Annotated in this window: 14 protein-coding genes; 13 read left to right on the top strand and 1 reads right to left on the bottom strand. The window is 71.7% G+C overall.

The annotated features are described in order from the left end of the window. From ABD54_RS19330 to ABD54_RS19300, 7 genes are all read left to right on the top strand, one after another. A partial coding sequence (locus ABD54_RS19330; RefSeq protein WP_047870922.1) for a PH domain-containing protein occupies positions 1-1,652 on the top strand: 1,652 nt, incomplete at its 5' end. Between the two features lie 245 nt (positions 1,653-1,897). Further along, positions 1,898-2,140, top strand: a complete 243-nt coding sequence (locus ABD54_RS19325; protein WP_047870920.1) for a chaplin family protein — start codon at positions 1,898-1,900, stop codon at positions 2,138-2,140. Between the two features lie 412 nt (positions 2,141-2,552). Next, entirely contained in the window at positions 2,553-2,795 is a 243-nt protein-coding gene (locus ABD54_RS19320; RefSeq protein WP_047870919.1) for a hypothetical protein, read from the top strand. 185 nt (positions 2,796-2,980) lie between these two features. After that, positions 2,981-3,865, top strand: coding sequence for a Rossmann-like and DUF2520 domain-containing protein (locus ABD54_RS19315; protein ID WP_047870918.1), 885 nt, complete (start codon positions 2,981-2,983; stop codon positions 3,863-3,865). A 65-nt stretch (positions 3,866-3,930) separates the two neighbouring features. After that, a complete protein-coding gene (gene panC / locus ABD54_RS19310; RefSeq protein WP_047870917.1) occupies positions 3,931-4,800 on the top strand; it encodes a pantoate--beta-alanine ligase in 870 nt (289 codons plus the stop codon). Positions 4,801-4,889: 89 nt separating this feature from the next. Beyond that, complete coding sequence (locus ABD54_RS19305; RefSeq protein WP_047870916.1) at positions 4,890-7,544, top strand: L-aspartate oxidase; 2,655 nt, start codon at positions 4,890-4,892, stop codon at positions 7,542-7,544. Positions 7,545-7,608: 64 nt separating this feature from the next. Then, entirely contained in the window at positions 7,609-8,391 is a 783-nt protein-coding gene (locus ABD54_RS19300) for a type III pantothenate kinase (RefSeq protein ID WP_047870915.1), read from the top strand. Between the two features lie 456 nt (positions 8,392-8,847). On the opposite strand, the gene ABD54_RS19295 is transcribed toward ABD54_RS19300, so the two are convergent. Then, positions 8,848-9,804, bottom strand: coding sequence for a cation diffusion facilitator family transporter (locus ABD54_RS19295; protein WP_047870914.1), 957 nt, complete (start codon positions 9,802-9,804; stop codon positions 8,848-8,850). On the opposite strand from ABD54_RS19295, the gene lysX reads away from it, so the two are divergent. The 6 genes from lysX (at position 9,770) to ABD54_RS19265 (ending at position 17,914) form a co-directional block, all read left to right on the top strand. Then, a complete protein-coding gene (gene lysX / locus ABD54_RS19290) occupies positions 9,770-11,503 on the top strand; it encodes a bifunctional lysylphosphatidylglycerol synthetase/lysine--tRNA ligase LysX (protein WP_327136930.1) in 1,734 nt (577 codons plus the stop codon). The two genes, ABD54_RS19295 and lysX, sit on opposite strands and share 35 nt — an antisense overlap. Positions 11,504-12,205: 702 nt before the next feature. Next, complete coding sequence (locus ABD54_RS19285; RefSeq protein WP_047870913.1) at positions 12,206-12,538, top strand: LuxR C-terminal-related transcriptional regulator; 333 nt, start codon at positions 12,206-12,208, stop codon at positions 12,536-12,538. Between the two features lie 110 nt (positions 12,539-12,648). Further along, positions 12,649-13,281: an amino-acid N-acetyltransferase gene (locus ABD54_RS19280; RefSeq protein ID WP_047870912.1), complete on the top strand. Its 633-nt coding sequence runs from the start codon at positions 12,649-12,651 to the stop codon at positions 13,279-13,281. A gap of 448 nt (positions 13,282-13,729) precedes the next feature. Continuing rightward, positions 13,730-14,011 (top strand): hypothetical protein, encoded by a 282-nt coding sequence (locus ABD54_RS19275; protein ID WP_047870911.1) that lies wholly within the window; start codon positions 13,730-13,732, stop codon positions 14,009-14,011. Positions 14,012-14,228: 217 nt separating this feature from the next. Beyond that, positions 14,229-14,570 carry an Lsr2 family protein gene (locus ABD54_RS19270; protein WP_047870910.1) on the top strand — a complete coding sequence of 114 codons (342 nt, stop codon included), beginning with the start codon at positions 14,229-14,231 and terminating at the stop codon, positions 14,568-14,570. 833 nt (positions 14,571-15,403) lie between these two features. Continuing rightward, positions 15,404-17,914, top strand: a complete 2,511-nt coding sequence (locus tag ABD54_RS19265) for an ATP-dependent Clp protease ATP-binding subunit (protein ID WP_082166905.1) — start codon at positions 15,404-15,406, stop codon at positions 17,912-17,914. The last annotated feature ends 322 nt before the right edge of the window (positions 17,915-18,236 follow it).

The raw sequence follows: 18,236 nt of genomic DNA, 5'->3' as shown, positions 1-18,236 counted from the left end.
GGTACCAGGGACCGCCGGGACCGCCGTTCGGGCCGCCGCAGCCGCCCGCCGCGCCGCCCCCGCCCGGGTGGCGGCCCCAGCCGGTCCGGCCCCCGCGCCCGGAGGACGACGTCACCACGGGTGTGTTCCGCGCGCACTGGATGAGCGTCCCGCTCCAGGTCGTCGCGGTGACCCTGGTGTTCGTGGCTCTGGTCGGCCCCATCCTCAACACCTTCGGCCTCGTCTGGGTCGCGATGATGGCGGTGGCCGTCGTCTTCGGCACGCTCGCCTACGCCCTGCCCGCGTGGTGGTACGCCACCTTCGGACTGCGCGAGGACCACTTGGTCGTCCACAGCGGCCTGGTCAGGCGCAGCTCGCGCGAGGTGCCGCTCAGCCGCCTCCAGGCGGTGGACGTGGTCCGGCCCCTGTTCCTCCAGGTGTTCGGCATGGCCGACCTGCGCGTCGAGCTGGCGGGCGGCGACGGGAGCGACATCCGGCTGCGCTGCCTGCCCCGCTCCCTGGCCGAGCGCCTGCGCGTGGCCGTCCTCGCGCACGCCGCCGGACTCCCCGGGCGCTCACCCGAGGCGCCGGAGTGGCCGTTCTACCGGCTGCCCTTCCTGCTGCTGCTCGGTGCGCTGACCTTCCGCGTGCCGGTCCTGCTGTCCTTCATCGCGCTGCTCATGCTCGCCACCGCGGGCGCGGTCTTCGCGGAACCGGGCGTGGTGGGCGCGATCCTCCCGCTCACCCTGGGGCTGCTGCGTTACTTCTGGGGGCCTCTGGCCCGCTACACCGACTACTACGCCTCCCTGTCCTCCGACGGCCTGCGCCTGCGCTACGGCATGTTCCAGCGGCGCATGCAGACCGTCCCGCCGGGGCGCGTGCAGGCCGTGCGCGTGGTCGAGCCCCTGCTATGGCGGGCTCTGGGCGTGGCCCGGGTCGAGGCCAACGTCGCCGGTTACGCGGGCGCGCGCCAGGCCGACTCGTCCACCCTGCTTCCCGTGGCGCCGCGCCGCACGGCCTTCGCCCTGGTCAACGAGCTGTTCCCGGAGAGCGAGGCGGCCCACGTGCCGCTCGTGCCCAACGACAGGCCGGTGCCGAACCTGATGGGCGTGGACGAGCACCTCTTCGTCAGCACACGCGGCCTGTTCTGCCTGGTGACGGAGATCGTCCCGGTGGAGCGCGTCCAGACGGCGCGCCTGGTGGCCGGGCCGCTGGCCCGCCTGACGGGGCGTGTCGCGGTGGACGTGGACACGCCCCCCGGGCCGGTCCGCGCCAGGGCCCACGGGCGCGGGGCCCGGGAGGCGCGCCGTTTCCTGGACGCGCTGGCCGAGCACGGGCGCCGGGCCCGGGTGCCCGCGGCGGGCACGGAGCGCTGGGCGACCCGCGCCACCCTCACCCGCCGGTCCGGGGCCGCCGTGCGGCCCTCCTTCGAGGAGGCCGGACCCGGGCGGCCCGCGCCCGCCGGGGCGCAGGAGCACGCCGGGGATCCGGAGGGCCCGACGCGCGTCGAGGCCCCGGCCGCGCCGCCGCCGGTCGGCCGTCCGCGCTTCCTGGCTCCGGGGGCCGAAGGTCCCGAACCCGAGGATCCGGGGTCGGGGGCCGCGGAGACCGGGAAAGACGTCACCTCCGCCGAGGAAGGTACGGGCGGGACCCGGGACACCCCCGAACGCTGATGTGTCGTGCATCACATTAAGGGGCTCTCGGGCTCCCTTTTATGGTTCACATGTCGGACATGGATGCGCACGGATGGTGATAATTCCAGCTCGCGGTCGTGAAATGCTTTCGTGTTGTGGCCACGCGGGGCGAGGGAGTATGGCTAAATGGTGACCGAACACGGGGAGTGTTCAGTGTCATACACATAGTCAATGGTATTGACCGGTTGGCGCCCCCCGCCAACCGGTCCGACGGGAGAAACCACATGCTGAAGAAGGCTTTCGCCGCCAGTGCCATCGTCGCCGCCGCCGCGGGCGTCCTGTTCACCGGCGCTCCGGCCATGGCCAACAGCAACGTCTCGACCTCCGGCAACGGAAGCATCCTGGGGGGCAACCAGCTCGTGGCCGACCTGGACGTGCCGATCAACGTCTGCGGCAACGCCATCGCGGTCCTCGGCGTGGCCGGCGCCAACTGCGTCGACTCCGGCGCCACCGTGAAGAACTGGTAGCAGCCCGGGACCGCCCGTCCCGGCCCCGCCGGGCGACGGGCTCCCGAACGAGGCGCCATCCCGTGACGACGGGGTGGCGCCTTCGCCGTGCCCGGGACCCGCCCCGCGAACCCCGTCCGCGACCCGCGCCCCCTTCCGCACGGCCGCAACCGCAATTGTCGTCCGACTGGAAACCGTCCGACCGGTGACGCTTCGCGCACACGCCTCCCGGCGATGTCTGGGCCTTTGTCCCGGACACACCCGAGAGGTCCGCGCACCCAGTGTGAACATAAGGACGCCTCTGGTTATAAGGCCAGCTCAAAGCAGGAAAACGAGGACTTCCGGGGGTAATTTCTTGAGCGGTTCCCCAGGGAGCCGCCACACAACCAGCCGTCCGGCGGTCCCCCCGACCGGACACAGAAGGAGACGTGTAGTGCTCAAGAAGACGCTCGCCACCAGCGCCGTGATCCTCGCCTCCGCCGGGGTCCTCCTCACCGCGGCACCGGCGGCCGCGAACGTCGGCACCTGGACCTCCAACTACGGTTCCGACTTCAGCGGCAACCTCTCCTACATCAACGGCCTGACGAACGGCAACGTGGGCTGCGGCAACTCCAACGCCGCCTTCGGACAGTCCCTGGGCTCGTGCTTCAACACCGGGGTGATCATCCAGGACTGACCCGGCCGGTCCCGCGCAGGGGCCCACGCGCCGGGTGGTGGGGGCGGACGCGGTGTCCGCCCCCACACGCGTGCCCGGGGGCGGGTCGGCAGGTCACCGGCCGGGGAGGACTATCGTGTGCTCAGGCGCCCCGGAACGACAGGAACCGGAAGCGCCCCACGCGTTCGGACCACGAGGGGGCACACATGGAGACGACGCAGGGACGCCCCGCCCGCCTGCGGATCGGCGTCATCGGATCCGGACGGGTCGGCTCCGTACTCGGCCAGGCCCTGGGCCGGGCCGGGCACAAGGTCGTCGCCGCCTCCGCGGTCTCCGACGCCTCCCGGGCCAGGGTCGCCGACCGCCTGCCCACCGCGCGGGTGCTCGAACCGGCCCGGGTCGCCGAGGCCGCCGACCTCGTCCTGCTCACCGTCCCCGACGACGCCCTCCCCGAACTCGTCGAAGGGCTCGCCTCCACCGGTACCGACCTGCGCGGCAAGATCCTCGTCCACGCCAGCGGCGCCCACGGCTACGGCGTCCTGGCCCCCGCCACCCTCGTCGGCGCCCTGCCCCTCGCGCTCCACCCCGCCATGACCTTCACCGGGCGCGACGAGGACATCGACCGCCTCGCCAACTGCGCCTTCGGCGTCACCGCGCCCGAGCAGTTGCGCCCCATCGCCGAGGCCCTCGTCGTCGAGATGGGCGCCGAACCCGTGTGGATCACCGAGGACAAGCGCACCCTCTACCACGCGGCCCTCGCCGGAGGCGCCAACCACCTGGTCACCCTGGTCTCCGACAGCGCCGCCCTGCTCGCCTCCGCAGGGGTCCCCGAACCCGGCCGCATGCTCGCCCCCATGCTCAGCGCGGCCCTGGACAACGCCCTGCGCCTGGGCATCCACGGCCTGAGCGGCCCCGTCCTGCGCGGCGACTCCGGAACCGTCGCCGGGCACATCGAGCAGTTGCGGGAGAACGCGCCCGAGAGCGTGGCCAGCTACGTCGAACTCGCCCGGCTGACCGCCGACCGCGCCATCAACGCCGGGATGCTCAAGCCCGAGGACGCCGCGCGCCTGCTCGACGTCCTCCGCCGCTGAGACGCCGCCGGGTCCGGCGCGCGCACGGCCGCCGCGACGCAGAACACCACCACGGGAAACCACCGATGACCGCACCGCACTCCGCCGCCCCCGCCCCCCTCGTCGCGCACACGCCCGACGAGCTGCGCCGCGCCCTCACGGGCGCCGGACGCGTCGCCCTCGTCCCCACCATGGGCGCCCTTCACGAGGGCCACCGCAGCCTCATGCGCCTGGCCCGCGAACGCGCCGACACCGTGGTCGTCAGCGTCTTCGTCAACCCGCTCCAGTTCGGGCCCGGCGAGGACTTCGACCGCTACCCGCGCACCTTGGACGCCGACACCGCCGTGTGCGCGGAGGAGTGCGTCGACGTGGTCTTCGCCCCCGGCGTCGACACCATGTACCCCGCCGAGCAGACGGTCACCGTCCACGCGGGCGCGATGGGCGACCGGCTGGAGGGCGCCTCCCGCCCCGGGTTCTTCACCGGCGTGCTCACCGTGGTCAGCAAGCTCCTGCACCTGGTCGGCCCGGACCTCGCGGTCTTCGGCAGCAAGGACGCCCAGCAGCTCGCCGTGGTCCGCCGCATGGCCGCGGACCTCGACATGCCCGTGGAGATCGTCGGCGCGCCCACCCTGCGCGACCCCGACGGCCTGGCCACCTCCAGCCGCAACGTCTACCTGTCCGCGGCCGAGCGCGCCAGCGCCCTGTCCCTGTCGCGCGCTCTGGAGGCGGGCCGCGCCGCCGCCTCCGGGGGCCCCGACGCCGTCCGCGCCGCGGCCCGGAACGTCCTGGACGACGCGGCCGGGGCCGAGCCGCCCGTCGAACTCGACTACCTCGCGTTGGTCGATCCGGCCACCTTCGCCGACGTCCCCGCCGACCACACGGGCGGGGCCGTCCTGGCCGTCGCCGCCCGCGTGGGCACGACCCGGCTCATCGACAACGTGCCCCTGACCCTCTAGGCCGCCCCCGCCCCGCGTCCCAGGGGTGGGCCGGATCCCTTCGCACACCAGCGCCGCGTACCGGCGGCACCCCGGAAGAGAGAACACGGATGAGCACACCCCTCCAGACACGGCTCGACGCCCCCGAGCCGGGGTGGACGATCGAGGCCGACGTCGCGGTCGTCGGCTCGGGCATCGCCGGTCTGAGCACCGCGCTGCGCTACGTCCAGCGCACCGAACGCGGCCGGGTCGTACTCGTCACCAAGGACCGCCTGTCCACCGGCTCCACCGCCTACGCCCAGGGCGGGATCGCCGCCGCCATGGCGCCCGAGGACGGGCCCGTCGCCCACATGGTCGACACCCACCTGGCGGGGGCGGGCCTGTCCGACCCCCACGCCGTCAACGTCCTGGCCGCCGAGGGCCCCGACGCCCTGCGCTGGCTCATCGGGCTGGGCGCCGAGTTCGACCTCGCCGAGGACGGGGCCCTGGCCCTCACCCGCGAGGGAGGCCACCGCGCCGACCGCGTCGCGCACGCGGGCGGCGACGCCACCGGCGCCGAGATCCAGCGCGCCCTCGTGGCCGCCGTCCTGGCCGAGGAGCGCATCGAGGCCGTCGAGCACGCCGTGGCCCTGGACGCCCTGCGCGACCCCGACACGGGAGCGGTGTGCGGAGCCACCCTGCACGTCATGGGCGAGGGCGCCCGCGACGGCGTCGGCGCGGTCCTGGCCCCCGCCGTGGTGCTGGCCACCGGCGGCATGGGACAGGTCTTCGCCGCCACCACCAACCCGCCCGTGTCCACCGGGGACGGCCTCGCCCTGGCCGCCCGAGCCGGGGCGCGCCTGCGCGACCTGGAGTTCATCCAGTTCCACCCCACGGTGCTCTGGCTCGGCCCGGAGGCGCGCGGGCGCCAGCCCCTGGTCTCCGAGGCCCTGCGCGGGGAGGGCGCCTACCTGGTGGACGCCGAGGGCGTGCACATCATGGAGGGCGTCCACGAGCTGGCCGACCTCGCCCCCCGCGACGTGGTGGCGCGCACCATCGCCCGCACGATGGCCGAGCAGGGCGTCGACCACGTCTACCTGGAGACCCGCCACTTCGGCCCGGCCACCTGGGAGCGGCGCTTCCCGACCATCCTCGCCTCCTGCCGCGAGCACGGCATCGACCCGCTCACCCGGCCGGTCCCCGTCGCCCCCGCCGCCCACTACGCCTCCGGCGGCGTCGAAGTCGACATCGACGGCCGCACCTCGGTCCCCGGTCTGTGGGCCGTGGGGGAGGTCGCCCGCACGGGGGTGCACGGCGCCAACCGGCTCGCCTCCAACTCCCTGCTTGAGGGCCTGGTCTACGCCGACCGGATAGCCGCCCGCCTGGCGGGCGACCCCGCCCCCCGGCCCGTTCGGGCGGAGGCCGTCGGCACCGTCACCACGCTCCCCGACCCCGCCGCCGCGGCCCGCGTGCGCACCCTCATGTCACGCCACGCCGGGGTGCTGCGCACCGGAGAGGGGCTCGCCGAGCTGACCGCCGAACTCGACGCCCTCTCCCGTCCCGGTTCCCCGGCCACCCCCGACGTGGCCGCCTGGGAGACCGCCAACCTGCTCACCGCGGCCCGGCTCGTGGCAGCCGCCGCGCTGCACAGGACCGAGAGCAGGGGCGCGCACCAGCGGGCCGACCACCCCGAGCCCGTACCCGGGCTCCGGATCCGCCCCGTCGTCGTCCGACTGGAAGGGAACACCATCGTGACCACGGATGAGGACTGGACGCCCTCCCTGCCGCCCGCGCTCACCGCGGAGCTGGACTCCATCGGCCTCCCTCTGGCGGGTTCCCACCTCTCGGGACGCCCGAACACGGGGCGGAGCGGAGCGGAGCCCCGGGGCGAGCACGGCCCGGGCGCCCACCCGGACGCGCGCGCCGAGTTCGTCCTCCCCTACACCGCCCCCTCGCAGTCCCACGTGGACCTGGTCCGCCGCGCCCTGTCCGAGGACCTCACCGCGGGTCCGGGCATCGACGTCACCACCGTCGCGACCATCCCCGGCGACCAGGTGCGCACCGCGCACGTGGTGGCCCGCGCCGACGGCACCGTCAGCGGCCTCCCGCTCGCCGAACTCGTCTTCTGGCTGGTCGCCGACGGGGCCCTGGAGGCGCACCGGACCGTGGCCGACGGCGACGCGGTCAAGCGCGGCGACGTCCTGATGACGGTCACCGCGCGCACCCGCGACCTGCTCACCGCGGAGCGGACCGCGCTCAACTTCCTCACCCACATGTCCGGAATCGCCACCGCCACCCGCGCCTGGGTGGACGCCGTGGCCGGAACCGGCGCCCGGATCCGGGACAGCCGCAAGACCCGGCCGGGGCTGCGCGCGCTGGAGAAGTACGCCGTGCGCTGCGGCGGCGGGGTCAACCACCGCTACGGCCTCAGCGACGCCGGACTGGTCAAGGACAACCACGTCGTCGCCGCGGGCGGCGTCGGCGAGGCGGTCCGCGCCATCCGCGCGCGCTTCCCCGACCTCCCCCTGGAGGTGGAGGTGGACCGGACCGACCAGATCGAGGACGCCATCGCGGCGGGCGCCGAGGAGATCCTGCTCGACAACTTCACCGTCGAGCGGCTCCGTGAGGCGGTCGCGCTGGTCGCGGGCCGTGCGCGGCTGGAGTCCTCCGGGGGCCTGACCCTGGACGCGGCGGGCGACGTGGCCCGCACCGGGGTGGACTATCTGGCGGTCGGGGCGCTCACCCACTCCAGTCCGGCGCTGGATATCGCGCTTGACCTGTTGTGAGCGGCCCGGTTGGTGGAAGATTCCTTGAGAACACACCACTTCGACCACGGATGAGGCCCCCAGCATGCTGCTCGCGATCGACGTCGGCAACTCCGAGACGGTCTTCGGTCTCTTCGAATCCGACGACCTTCTCGAACACTGGAGGGTGGGAACCGACACCAGGCGCACGGCCGACGAGTGGGCCGTGGTCCTGCGCGGGCTCGTCGACGGCAGCAGCCTGGGCCGCCCCGAGGACATCGACGGCATCGCCCTGTGCTGCTCGGTCCCGTCGGTGCAGCACGAGATGCGGGACATGTTCCGCCGCCACTTCGGGGACGTCCCGGCCGTGATCGTCGAACCCGGCGTCAAGACCGGGGTGCCGATCCGGATGGACAACCCCAAGGAGGTGGGCAGCGACCGGATCATCAACGCGCTGGCCGCCAACCACCTCTACGGCGGCCCAGCCGTGGTGGTGGACTTCGGGACCGCGACCACCTTCGACGCGGTCAGCGCGCGCGGGGAGTACGTGGGCGGGGCCATCGCCCCGGGCATCGACATCTCCGTGGACGCCCTCTCCCGGCGCGGCGCCCAACTGCACATGGTGGAGATCGTCAAGCCGCGCGCGGCCATCGCCAAGAACACCACCGAGGCGCTGCGCTCGGGGATCGTGTTCGGGTTCGCGGGCCAGGTGGACGGGATCGTGGACCGCATGGTCGCCGAGCTCACCGACGCGCCCGACGACGTGACCGTGGTGGCCACCGGGGGGCTCGCCTCCACCGTGGTGGCCGAGTGCGAGACGGTCGACCTGCACGAGCCGTGGCTGACCCTCATCGGCCTGCGCCTGGTCTACGAGCGCAACGTCGGCTGACCCGGGCCCGGGGCGGGGAGCGGTAGGAGGCCTTGCGCCCCGGCGGGTCCAGTCCTGGCCGTGGCGCTGCGCGCGCAGCCGGGGTGACACCTCGGCTAGGCGGTCGGAGCCGCGGTGCACGAGGACCGCGTCGGTGCGCGGGGCGACGGCCGCGACGGGGCAGCCGTGGAGCTCGCGGATCGTCCTGCCCCTGGAACGGGTGCCTCACTGTAGATGACCGCCCAACGGCGGAAGTCGAGCCCGTTGCCCGGGGACCGCTGGATCAGCCCGTCGGTGAGGCGTCCCAGCCGTCGGGCCTCGGTGGAACCCCTCGCCCCGCTCAGGACCTCGGCGGCGACGGGTTCCGTGGTGGCCGGGTGGACGCCGCGCTCGACGGGTCCCCGACGAAGGCGCGGGTCTCGCAAGCGGCCGCGGTGGTGCGGCGACCGGCCCCGGCCGCCGCACCACCGCCCCGGCTCAGCCCGGGGAGACGGTTCCGGAGGACGCCTCCGGCGAGGCCCCGCCCCGGAACAGGTCCGGCTCGATGTAGACCAGCGTGGCGATGGGCACCGCGGCCCGGATGCGCTCCTCGGCCTCGTTGATCGCCCGCGTGATCCGGCCCGCGTCGTCGCGCGCGTCCACGGCCACCTTGGCGGCCACCAGCAGCTCCTCGGGCCCCACGTGCTGCGTGCGCATGTGGATCAGGCGGTCGATGTCCTCGACCGACTCGACGGCCCGGCGGATGGCCCGCACGTTCTCGCTCGTGGCGGCCTCGCCGATCAGCAGGCTCTTGACCTCGACGGCCAGCACGACCGCGATGACCACCAGGAGGACGCCGATGGCGGCGGTGCCCAGGCCGTCCCACAGGCCGTCGCCGGTGATCAGAGTCAGCCCGACGCCGGCCAGTGCGAACACCAGGCCCAGCAGCGCGCCCGCGTCCTCCAGCAGGATCACCGGCAGTTCGGGGGACTTGGAGCGGCGGATGAACTGCACCCAGCTCGCCTTGCCTCGGACCGCGTTGGACTCCTTGACCGCCGTGCGCATGGCGAACGACTCCAGCACGATCGCCACCAGCAGCACGGCCACCGGGACCCACTGCCAGGACGTGATCGGCTCGGGGTGGGAGATCTTGTGCCAGGCCTCGTAGAGCGCGAACAGGCCGCCCAGGCTGAACAGCACGATCGCCACCATGAACGCGTACACGTAGCGCTCGCGGCCGTAGCCGAAGGGGTGCTCCTCCGTGGCGCCCCGGCGAGACCGCTTGCCGCCGATGAGCAGCAGCGCCTGGTTGCTGGAGTCCGCGACCGAGTGGATGGACTCGGCCATCATCGACGACGATCCGGTCAGGAGGTAGGCCACGAACTTCGTCGCGGCGATTCCCAGGTTCGCGCACAGCGCCGTGACGACGGCTCTCGTGCTTCCCTCAACACTCACCAGTGGAATCCGTATCTCGGTAGGTACTGCTCTCGGCTGTGAAGGTGCGGGTCAGGGCAGCGCAATACTAGTGACAGGCGTCACCGTCGACCCACCGCGCCCCTGCCCCCCGGGGGCCGCGACCGCCGCAGCGCGCCCCGCGCCCGCGGACGCCGACCGGTCGGGCCGGACCGCGGCCGCCGGTAGGATCGTGCGCGTGAATGACGCGCACGACGACACCTACGACGACCTGCCCGAACAGATGCGGGTCCGGCGCCAGAAGCTGGACCGGCTGCGTGAGGAGGGCACCGACCCCTTCCCCGTGACCTTCCCGCGGTCCACGTCGATCGGGGACGTGCGCGACAAACACCAGGGGCTGGAGCCGGACACCCGCACGGGCGTGGAGGTCTCCGTCGCCGGGCGCGTCATGCTCTACCGCACCGGCGGCAAGCTGTGCTTCGCCACCCTGCGCGACGAGACCGGCGACATCCAGATCATGCTGTCCCTGGACCAGGTGGGCCGGGAGCGCCTGGACGCCTGGAAGGCCGACGTCGACCTCGGCGACCACGTGGGCGTCGAGGGTGAGGTCATCACCTCCCGCCGCGGAGAGCTGTCGATCCTGGTGACCGGCTGGACGCTGACCGCCAAGTGCCTGCGCCCGCTCCCGGAGAAGCACAAGGGCCTGACCGACCCCGAGGCCCGGGTCCGCCAGCGCTACGTCGACCTCATCGTCAACCCCGAGTCCCAGCAGATGGTGCGCCGCCGCTCGGCCGCCATCCGCGCGATCCGCGAGGGGCTCGCCTCCCGCGACTTCGTCGAGGTCGAGACGCCCATGCTGATGCGGGTGCACGGCGGCGCCACGGCGCGCCCCTTCACCACCCACATCAACGCCTACGACATGGACCTGTACCTGCGGATCGCCCCCGAGCTGTCCCTCAAGCGGCTGGTCGTGGGCGGTCTGGAGAAGGTCTTCGAGGTCAACCGCAACTTCCGCAACGAGGGCGCGGACTCCACGCACAACCCCGAGTTCACGATGCTGGAGTTCTACCAGGCCTACGCCGACTACAACGTCATGGCCGACCTGACCCGCGAACTCATCCAGGAGGCGGCGCGCGCAGTGTTCGGCTCGACGGTGGTCGAGCGGGACGGGCGCACCTACGACCTGGGCGGGGAGTGGCCGCAGGTCACCTTGTACGGGGCGGTGTCCGAGGCGCTGGGGGCCGAGGTCGACCCGCGCACGCCGATCGACGAGGTCCGCCGCCTGGCCGACTCCCGGGGAGTGGAGTACGACCCCTCCTGGGGACAGGGCAAGCTCGTGGAGCACGTCTTCGAGGAGCTGGTGGAGCACACGCTCGTCCAGCCCACCTTCGTGCGCGACTTCCCGGTGGAGACCAGCCCGCTCACACGGCAGCACCGCGAGGACCCGCTGCTCACCGAGAAGTGGGACCTCATCGGGTTCGGCATGGAGATGGGCACGGGTTACTCGGAGCTGGTCGACCCGGTCGAGCAGCGCGAGCGCCTCACCCGGCAGTCGCTGATGGCCGCCGAGGGCGACCCCGAGGCGATGCAGTTGGACGAGGACTTCCTGCGGGCCCTGGAGTACGGAATGCCGCCGACCGGCGGTGTGGGGGTCGGTATCGACCGCCTGCTCATGGCCTTCACCGGAAAGAACATCCGGGAAACTGTCCTTTTCCCGCTCGTGAAGCCTTCCGGGGATTGAGCCGGAGCGCCGTGGGCCCGAATTTACCGGGGATATAACGGCGCCGGTCGGATGACCGAAAGGTGGAGCGGGGCCGTCGCGCACACGGTGCGGCGGCCCCGCTCCCTGCGCCGGGACAGCGCCAGTACCAAGGGTTCCGTCATCCCGGCCGGACAGGCCGCGCGAACCCGGGGCCACGGCCGCGTAGCCGGTCGGACAGTTCCGAAGTTTTGCCGACCGGGGCGCGGCGAACTCCGCCACTCTCCGCTGAACGTTGTTTACGCAGGTCAATGTAGTCAGCGTATTTTCCCTTCCATTACTTTGTCACGGAAGGGGCCGCCATAACTACACATGGTGATTTATGGGGCCTTGACGGTATCATCTCTGCGGCCTAGCGTGCTGTGAGCGGGTCGAGACCCGTGGAGTTTGCCGAAGTGGATCGAGAACGACGGTGAGCGGGGAGAGGGACCGCCGGACGCGGTCGGCGTTCCCCGCGCGCATGCGCGCCCTCGGTGGAGTCTGTCCGTCCCAGCCTCCAGCGAACCGGCCCCTGCGACGTCCGTGCGCCCGCCCCCAGTCCCTGTGCCAGAGGGACACGTGGGGACAGCGGTGCGCCCGGGAGTCATCCGTCGCGTCGGACCAGGGGAAGACCCGAGTCCGGCGCGCTCGCGTCCGCCAGGCGACGAGTCGATGTTCCGCACTCACATGATGAGGGAGGACGGAGTGGAACAGGCCACACTCGTACGACGTACCGCTGACGACCAGGGCGCCCTTCAGACCAGGGAGCACAGGGAGCACAGGGAGAACGTGGTCCCCCTGCAGGCCCACCCGCACGAGACGGCTGTGAGCAGCCCCTACGCGCCGGTGGAACTGAACCACGAGGAACTCGAACTGCTCGCTGAGATCGCCACCGGTGTCACCACGGAGGTGGCGGCCCGGCACCTCGAACTCAGCGCGCGCACCCTGCGCCGCCGTATCCGCAACATCTGCGACGTGCTCGGCGTGAACACGCCCATCGAGGCGGTCGTCTGGGCCGCGCGGCGCCAGCTCATCTGAGCCGTCACGGCACCCACCACGGCACCCACCGGCGCACCGGTGGGTGCCGACGCGTTTTCGGACCGCGCGCGTCCGCCGGGCGCGGGGCCCGGGCGTAGTCTGGTCCGGCTATGCCCGTTCGCCATGTTCACGTGCGCCGCGCCAGGACGCGCGACGTCGCCGCCGTCCGGCGCCTCGTCGACACCTACACCGTCGACCGGCGCGTGCTCTCCAAGAGCACCGTCAACCTCTACGAGGACGTCCAGGAGTTCTGGGTCGCCGAGGCGGAGGTGGTCCCCGACGGCTCCGGTCCGGCCTCCCCGCGCACCGCGCCCCCTGCCCGCGCCCCCGGAGCGGAGCGCACCGACCCCCCCGAGGCCGGGACCGAGTACCGCGTGGTGGGCTGCGGCGCGCTGCACGTGCTCTGGGAGGACCTGGCGGAGGTGCGCACCGTCGCGGTGGACCCCTCCCTGCGCGGGTTCGGCGTCGGACACCGGATCGTGTCCGCGCTGTTGGACACCGCGCGGGAGTTGGGCGTGCGCCGTGTGTTCTGCCTGACATTCGAGACCGGTTTCTTCGCCAAACACGGCTTTGCCCGGATCCAGGGCACACCCGTCTCCCCCCGCGTGTACGAGGAACTCCTGCGTTCCTATGACGAGGGCGTCGCCGAATTCCTCGACTTGGAGCGGGTTAAGCCCAACACCCTCGGGAACACCCGCATGCTTGTGCACCTCGACGCGCCAACGCGAACCACCCGGACCTAAAGGTTTTCGCGCTCACTCGGGACCAAGTTCCCCATACGGGCCGCAGTCGGGCCAACACCGCGTCCGCCCGCGTCCGAGCAGCTTATGCACAACCGGATGGCCGGGTCGGGGAAGGGGGCGGGTAATGTGTACCCCAGGGGTCGAGTCCCGCCCACACGTTGAAGGAAGTTCCGCGAAGCGGTGGCGAAGGGTCGGGATTTGACGCCGGTGGACACGGTGTTCCCCCGCGGACACGCCGGGGCGCCGAACGCACGGCCGGACATTGGCCCCCTTCGGGTTTGCCAGAGGTGTCCCGGGTACGTCCAGTGTCAAGCCGGGGGCAAACGATGTCTATGATGTCCGGTATGCGTTTGCCCGGGTGTCTGGCGAGCCATCCCCCAGGAGCGGCCCGACACGGAGTCGGGTATTTGCTGCAATAAGTAACAACCAGGAAGGGTGGACGGCTTCGATGGGGAACTTTTTGTCGTCGGTGCTTCCCCCCGGGCTGATCGACGTATTGTCGGCGCTCATCCCACCGGTGGTTGTCGGTGCCGTCTTCTGCACCTTCGTCATCCAGCTTCTGCGTAAGGAGATGGCGCCCCGCCGGATGGACGGAAGCCTGGTCAGCAAGGACAGGGCCGCCGAGGGCGCGGGTGAGGGCGGGGGCGGTTCCGAGGCCGCCGAGCCCGGAGCCGCGAACGAGACGCCGATTGTCCGGGGCGGGGGACGCACCGAATCCGACGGTCGTTGATACGGTACTCGACCGATCACGCGCTCCTCGGGGAGCGGCGAACCGGCCACGCGCGTGCGCGGGCCATCTCGCCGATCCCGCGCGCCCGCCGGTGACCCCCGAAACCCGACACGGTGTCCGGGTGATTTCAGGCACGCCGGGAATTGTCTTTCGCGTTCTCGCGAGATAGCTTTACATTCAGGTGTGGAGACACCGCTCTTCTGAAAGGTTTGATTCCATGGCACAGAAGGTCCAGGTTTTCCTGGTCGACGACCTCGACGGCGGCGAGGCCGAGGAGACGGTGACGTTCGGTCTGGACGGCTCCGTGTACGAAATCGACCTCAGCGCGGGTAATGCGGCCAAGCTCCGCGAGGCCCTTACTCCGTTCGTCGACGCGGCCCGCAAGGCTCCGGCCAAGGCGTCCCGCGGCGCGGGCCGCCGCACCGGCAGCCGGAATGCTCCCAGCCGTGAGCGCAGCGCCGAGATTCGCGCCTGGGCGAAGGCCGCGGGCAAGCCCGTCAATGAGCGCGGCCGTATCCCCGCGGCGATCGTCGCTGAATATGAGGCCATCAAGGGCTAGGTTTGCCGCCGACCCCCGGTTCGCCGAAATGTTGTCAGGTCTTGATCGAATTACGGTCGGTGCCTGCCGGGGGAAGACACCCGAACCCGACCATCCCGGGCCGCGGCGCGGCCCAGTGACACGGGATGCCAGGGGATACGCCGGGCCCGAAGGGTCCTTCGGGCGGTACGGGGCGCCTGACAGGGCCCCGCGCCGATGACAGCGCCCCCGCGGCCCCGCGGCTCCAGACCTCCGCCGCCACACCCACACGCTGGGCCGGACGGCGAGGCGGGGCGGGGCAGTCCGCCGGAGCGCCCCGACGCCGCCTGCGCGCGCGACCGCCCACGAAAGGTCGGGGCCGCACGCGACCTCCCGGTCCCGGGCAGAGGCACTCGCTTCCGGTCCCGCGGCCCCGGTCGCGGGACCCGAGCCCCACACCATCCCCCGCCCCGGTCGACGGCGCGTATTTCCCGCTTTCCCCGCCCGAACGGTCCGGTCGGAAGAACAACACGCGGCTTGTTCGCTCAGAGCCGATAACGCTTACACGTGCGCGGTCCGGGCACTCCTGTGACGCAGGGAGAGCCCGGGCCGTTCGCCTTCGGCGTACAGGGAAATCTGGCGCCGCAATTGGTAGTTGGATGTTGGGTGAACGCCCTATCGTCGGGGAAAGTCTCTGGCACGGACGGCTGCGGCCGACCGTCCGGAGACCTACGTCTGGTCGGCAGCCGGTCGACCGTACGGACGGGTGCGAAAGCGCTCCCCGGGGCGGTTCATCCCTGTGGGGCCGATATGCGGAAGAGTTGGGTCGGAGTGAACCGTCCCTGCCTGACCGCTCTGTAGAGGAGCGACGAGACATGTTCGAGAGGTTTACCGACCGCGCGCGGCGAGTGGTGGTTCTGGCCCAGGAAGAGGCCAGGATGCTCAACCACAACTACATCGGTACGGAGCACATCCTGCTCGGTCTCATCCACGAGGGTGAGGGTGTCGCCGCCAAGGCTCTGGAGAGCCTTGGCATCAGCCTCGAAGCGGTTCGGCAGCAGGTTGAGGAGATCATCGGCCAGGGGCAGCAGGCCCCGTCGGGGCACATCCCGTTCACCCCGAGGGCCAAGAAGGTCCTGGAGCTGTCGCTGCGCGAGGCGCTTCAGCTGGGCCACAACTACATCGGTACCGAGCACATCCTGCTGGGCCTGATCCGCGAGGGCGAGGGCGTCGCCGCCCAGGTCCTGGTCAAGCTGGGCGCGGACCTCAACCGCGTGCGCCAGCAGGTCATCCAGCTGCTCCACGGCTACCAGGGCAAGGAGCCGCAGGCCACCGGCGCCTCGTCGGAGTCCACCCCCTCCACCTCGCTGGTGCTGGACCAGTTCGGCCGCAACCTGACCCAGGCCGCCCGGGAGAGCAAGCTCGACCCGGTCATCGGCAGGGACAAGGAGATCGAGCGGGTCATGCAGGTCCTGTCCCGCAGGACCAAGAACAACCCGGTCCTGATCGGTGAGCCCGGCGTCGGCAAGACGGCCGTGGTCGAGGGCCTGGCCCAGAAGATCGTCAAGGGCGAGATCCCGGAGACGCTCAAGGACAAGCAGCTGTACACGCTGGACCTGGGCGCGCTGGTCGCGGGCAGCCGCTACCGCGGTGACTTCGAGGAGCGCCTCAAGAAGGTGCTCAAGGAGATCCGCACCCGCGGCGACATCATCCTGTTCATCGACGAGCTGCACACGCTGGTCGGCGCGGGCGCGGCGGAGGGTGCCATAGACGCCGCCTCCATCCTCAAGCCCATGCTGGCCCGGGGTGAGCTCCAGACCATCGGCGCGACCACGCTGGACGAGTACCGCAAGTACCTGGAGAAGGACGCGGCGCTGGAGCGCCGCTTCCAGCCCATCCAGGTGGACGAGCCGACCATCACGCACGCCATCGAGATCCTCAAGGGCCTGCGCGACCGCTACGAGGCCCACCACCGGGTCTCCATCACCGACAGCGCGCTGGTGGCCGCCGCGCAGCTCGCCGACCGCTACATCAGCGACCGGTTCCTGCCGGACAAGGCGATCGACCTCATCGACGAGGCGGGCTCGCGGATGCGCATCCGCCGGATGACCGCTCCGCCGGACCTGCGCGAGTTCGACGAGAAGATCGCCGGGGTGCGCCGCGACAAGGAGTCCGCGATCGACGCGCAGGACTTCGAGAAGGCGGCGTCGCTGCGCGACGACGAGAAGCAGCTCCTGGGCAAGAAGGCGCAGCGGGAGAAGGAGTGGAAGGCCGGCGACATGGACGTCGTGGCCGAGGTGGACGAGGAGCTCATCGCCGAGGTCCTGGCCGCCTCCACCGGCATCCCGGTCTTCAAGCTCACCGAGGAGGAGTCCTCCCGGCTGCTGCGCATGGAGGACGAGCTGCACCGGCGCGTCATCGGCCAGGAGGACGCCATCAAGGCGCTCTCCCAGGCGATCCGCCGTACCCGCGCCGGGCTCAAGGACCCCAAGCGCCCGGGTGGTTCGTTCATCTTCGCCGGTCCGTCCGGTGTGGGTAAGACCGAGCTGTCCAAGACGCTGGCCGAGTTCCTGTTCGGGGACGAGGACGCGCTGATCCAGCTCGACATGTCCGAGTTCATGGAGAAGCACACCGTCTCGCGGCTGTTCGGCTCCCCGCCCGGGTACGTCGGCTACGAGGAGGGCGGCCAGCTCACCGAGAAGGTGCGCCGCAAGCCGTTCTCCGTGGTGCTCTTCGACGAGATCGAGAAGGCCCACAACGACATCTTCAACTCGCTGCTCCAGGTGCTGGAGGAGGGACGTCTCACCGACGCCCAGGGTCGCAACGTCGACTTCAAGAACACGGTCATCATCATGACGACCAACCTGGGCACCCGGGACATCTCCAAGGGCCAGGCCATGGGCTTCGCCAAGGAGGACGACGCCCAGACCAACTACGAGCGGATGAAGGCCAAGGTCAGCGAGGAGCTCAAGACCAACTTCAGGCCCGAGTTCCTCAACCGTGTGGACGACATCATCGTCTTCCACCAGTTGACGGAGAAGGAGATCTTCCAGATCGTGGATCTGATGATCACGAGCCTGGACAGCCGTCTCAAGGAGCGGGACATGGGGATCGAGCTGCGGCCCAAGGCCAAGCAGATCCTGTCCGAGCGCGGGTTCGACCCCGTCCTGGGCGCCCGTCCGCTGCGCCGGACGATCCAGCGGGAGATCGAGGACCAGCTGTCCGAGAAGATCCTGTTCGGCGACCTCAAGGCGGGTCAGATCGTGGTGATCGACGCCGAGGGCGAGGGCACGGACGCCAAGTTCACCTTCAAGGGCGTGCCCAAGCCGGCCGCGGTGCCGGACACGCCCGAGGTCGAGGAGTCGGCCGCGGGCAAGCGGGAGTAGCACCACCCGGCCGCCCGTGACATCGGGGGCACCCCTTCGGGGGTGCCCCCTTCGCCGTGCGGGGGCGGTGCGCGCGGGGCCGACGCCGCGCGTCGGCCGCGGGGTGTGCGTCCGCCCTCCATGTTCTAAGGTGCGAACGTGACCCATCCAGATCCCCGACAGCACGATCCGTGGCAGGCGCGGCAGCCGCAGCCCGGACCCGCTCCGCACGGTCCCCGGCCGGGTGAAGCGCCCCCAGGACACCACGGCGCGGTTCCGCCCGGCGGCCGACCCCCGCCCGGTGGTCCGCCTCCTCCGGGGCGGGTCCCCCCGGGCGCGGCGC

This window comes from Nocardiopsis sp. RV163 (assembly GCF_001029525.1).
Taxonomy (GTDB): Bacteria; Actinomycetota; Actinomycetes; order Streptosporangiales; family Streptosporangiaceae; genus Nocardiopsis; species Nocardiopsis dassonvillei.
The sequence above is the reverse complement of the archived record's forward strand: the minus strand, read 5'-3'. Positions and strand labels throughout refer to the sequence as shown.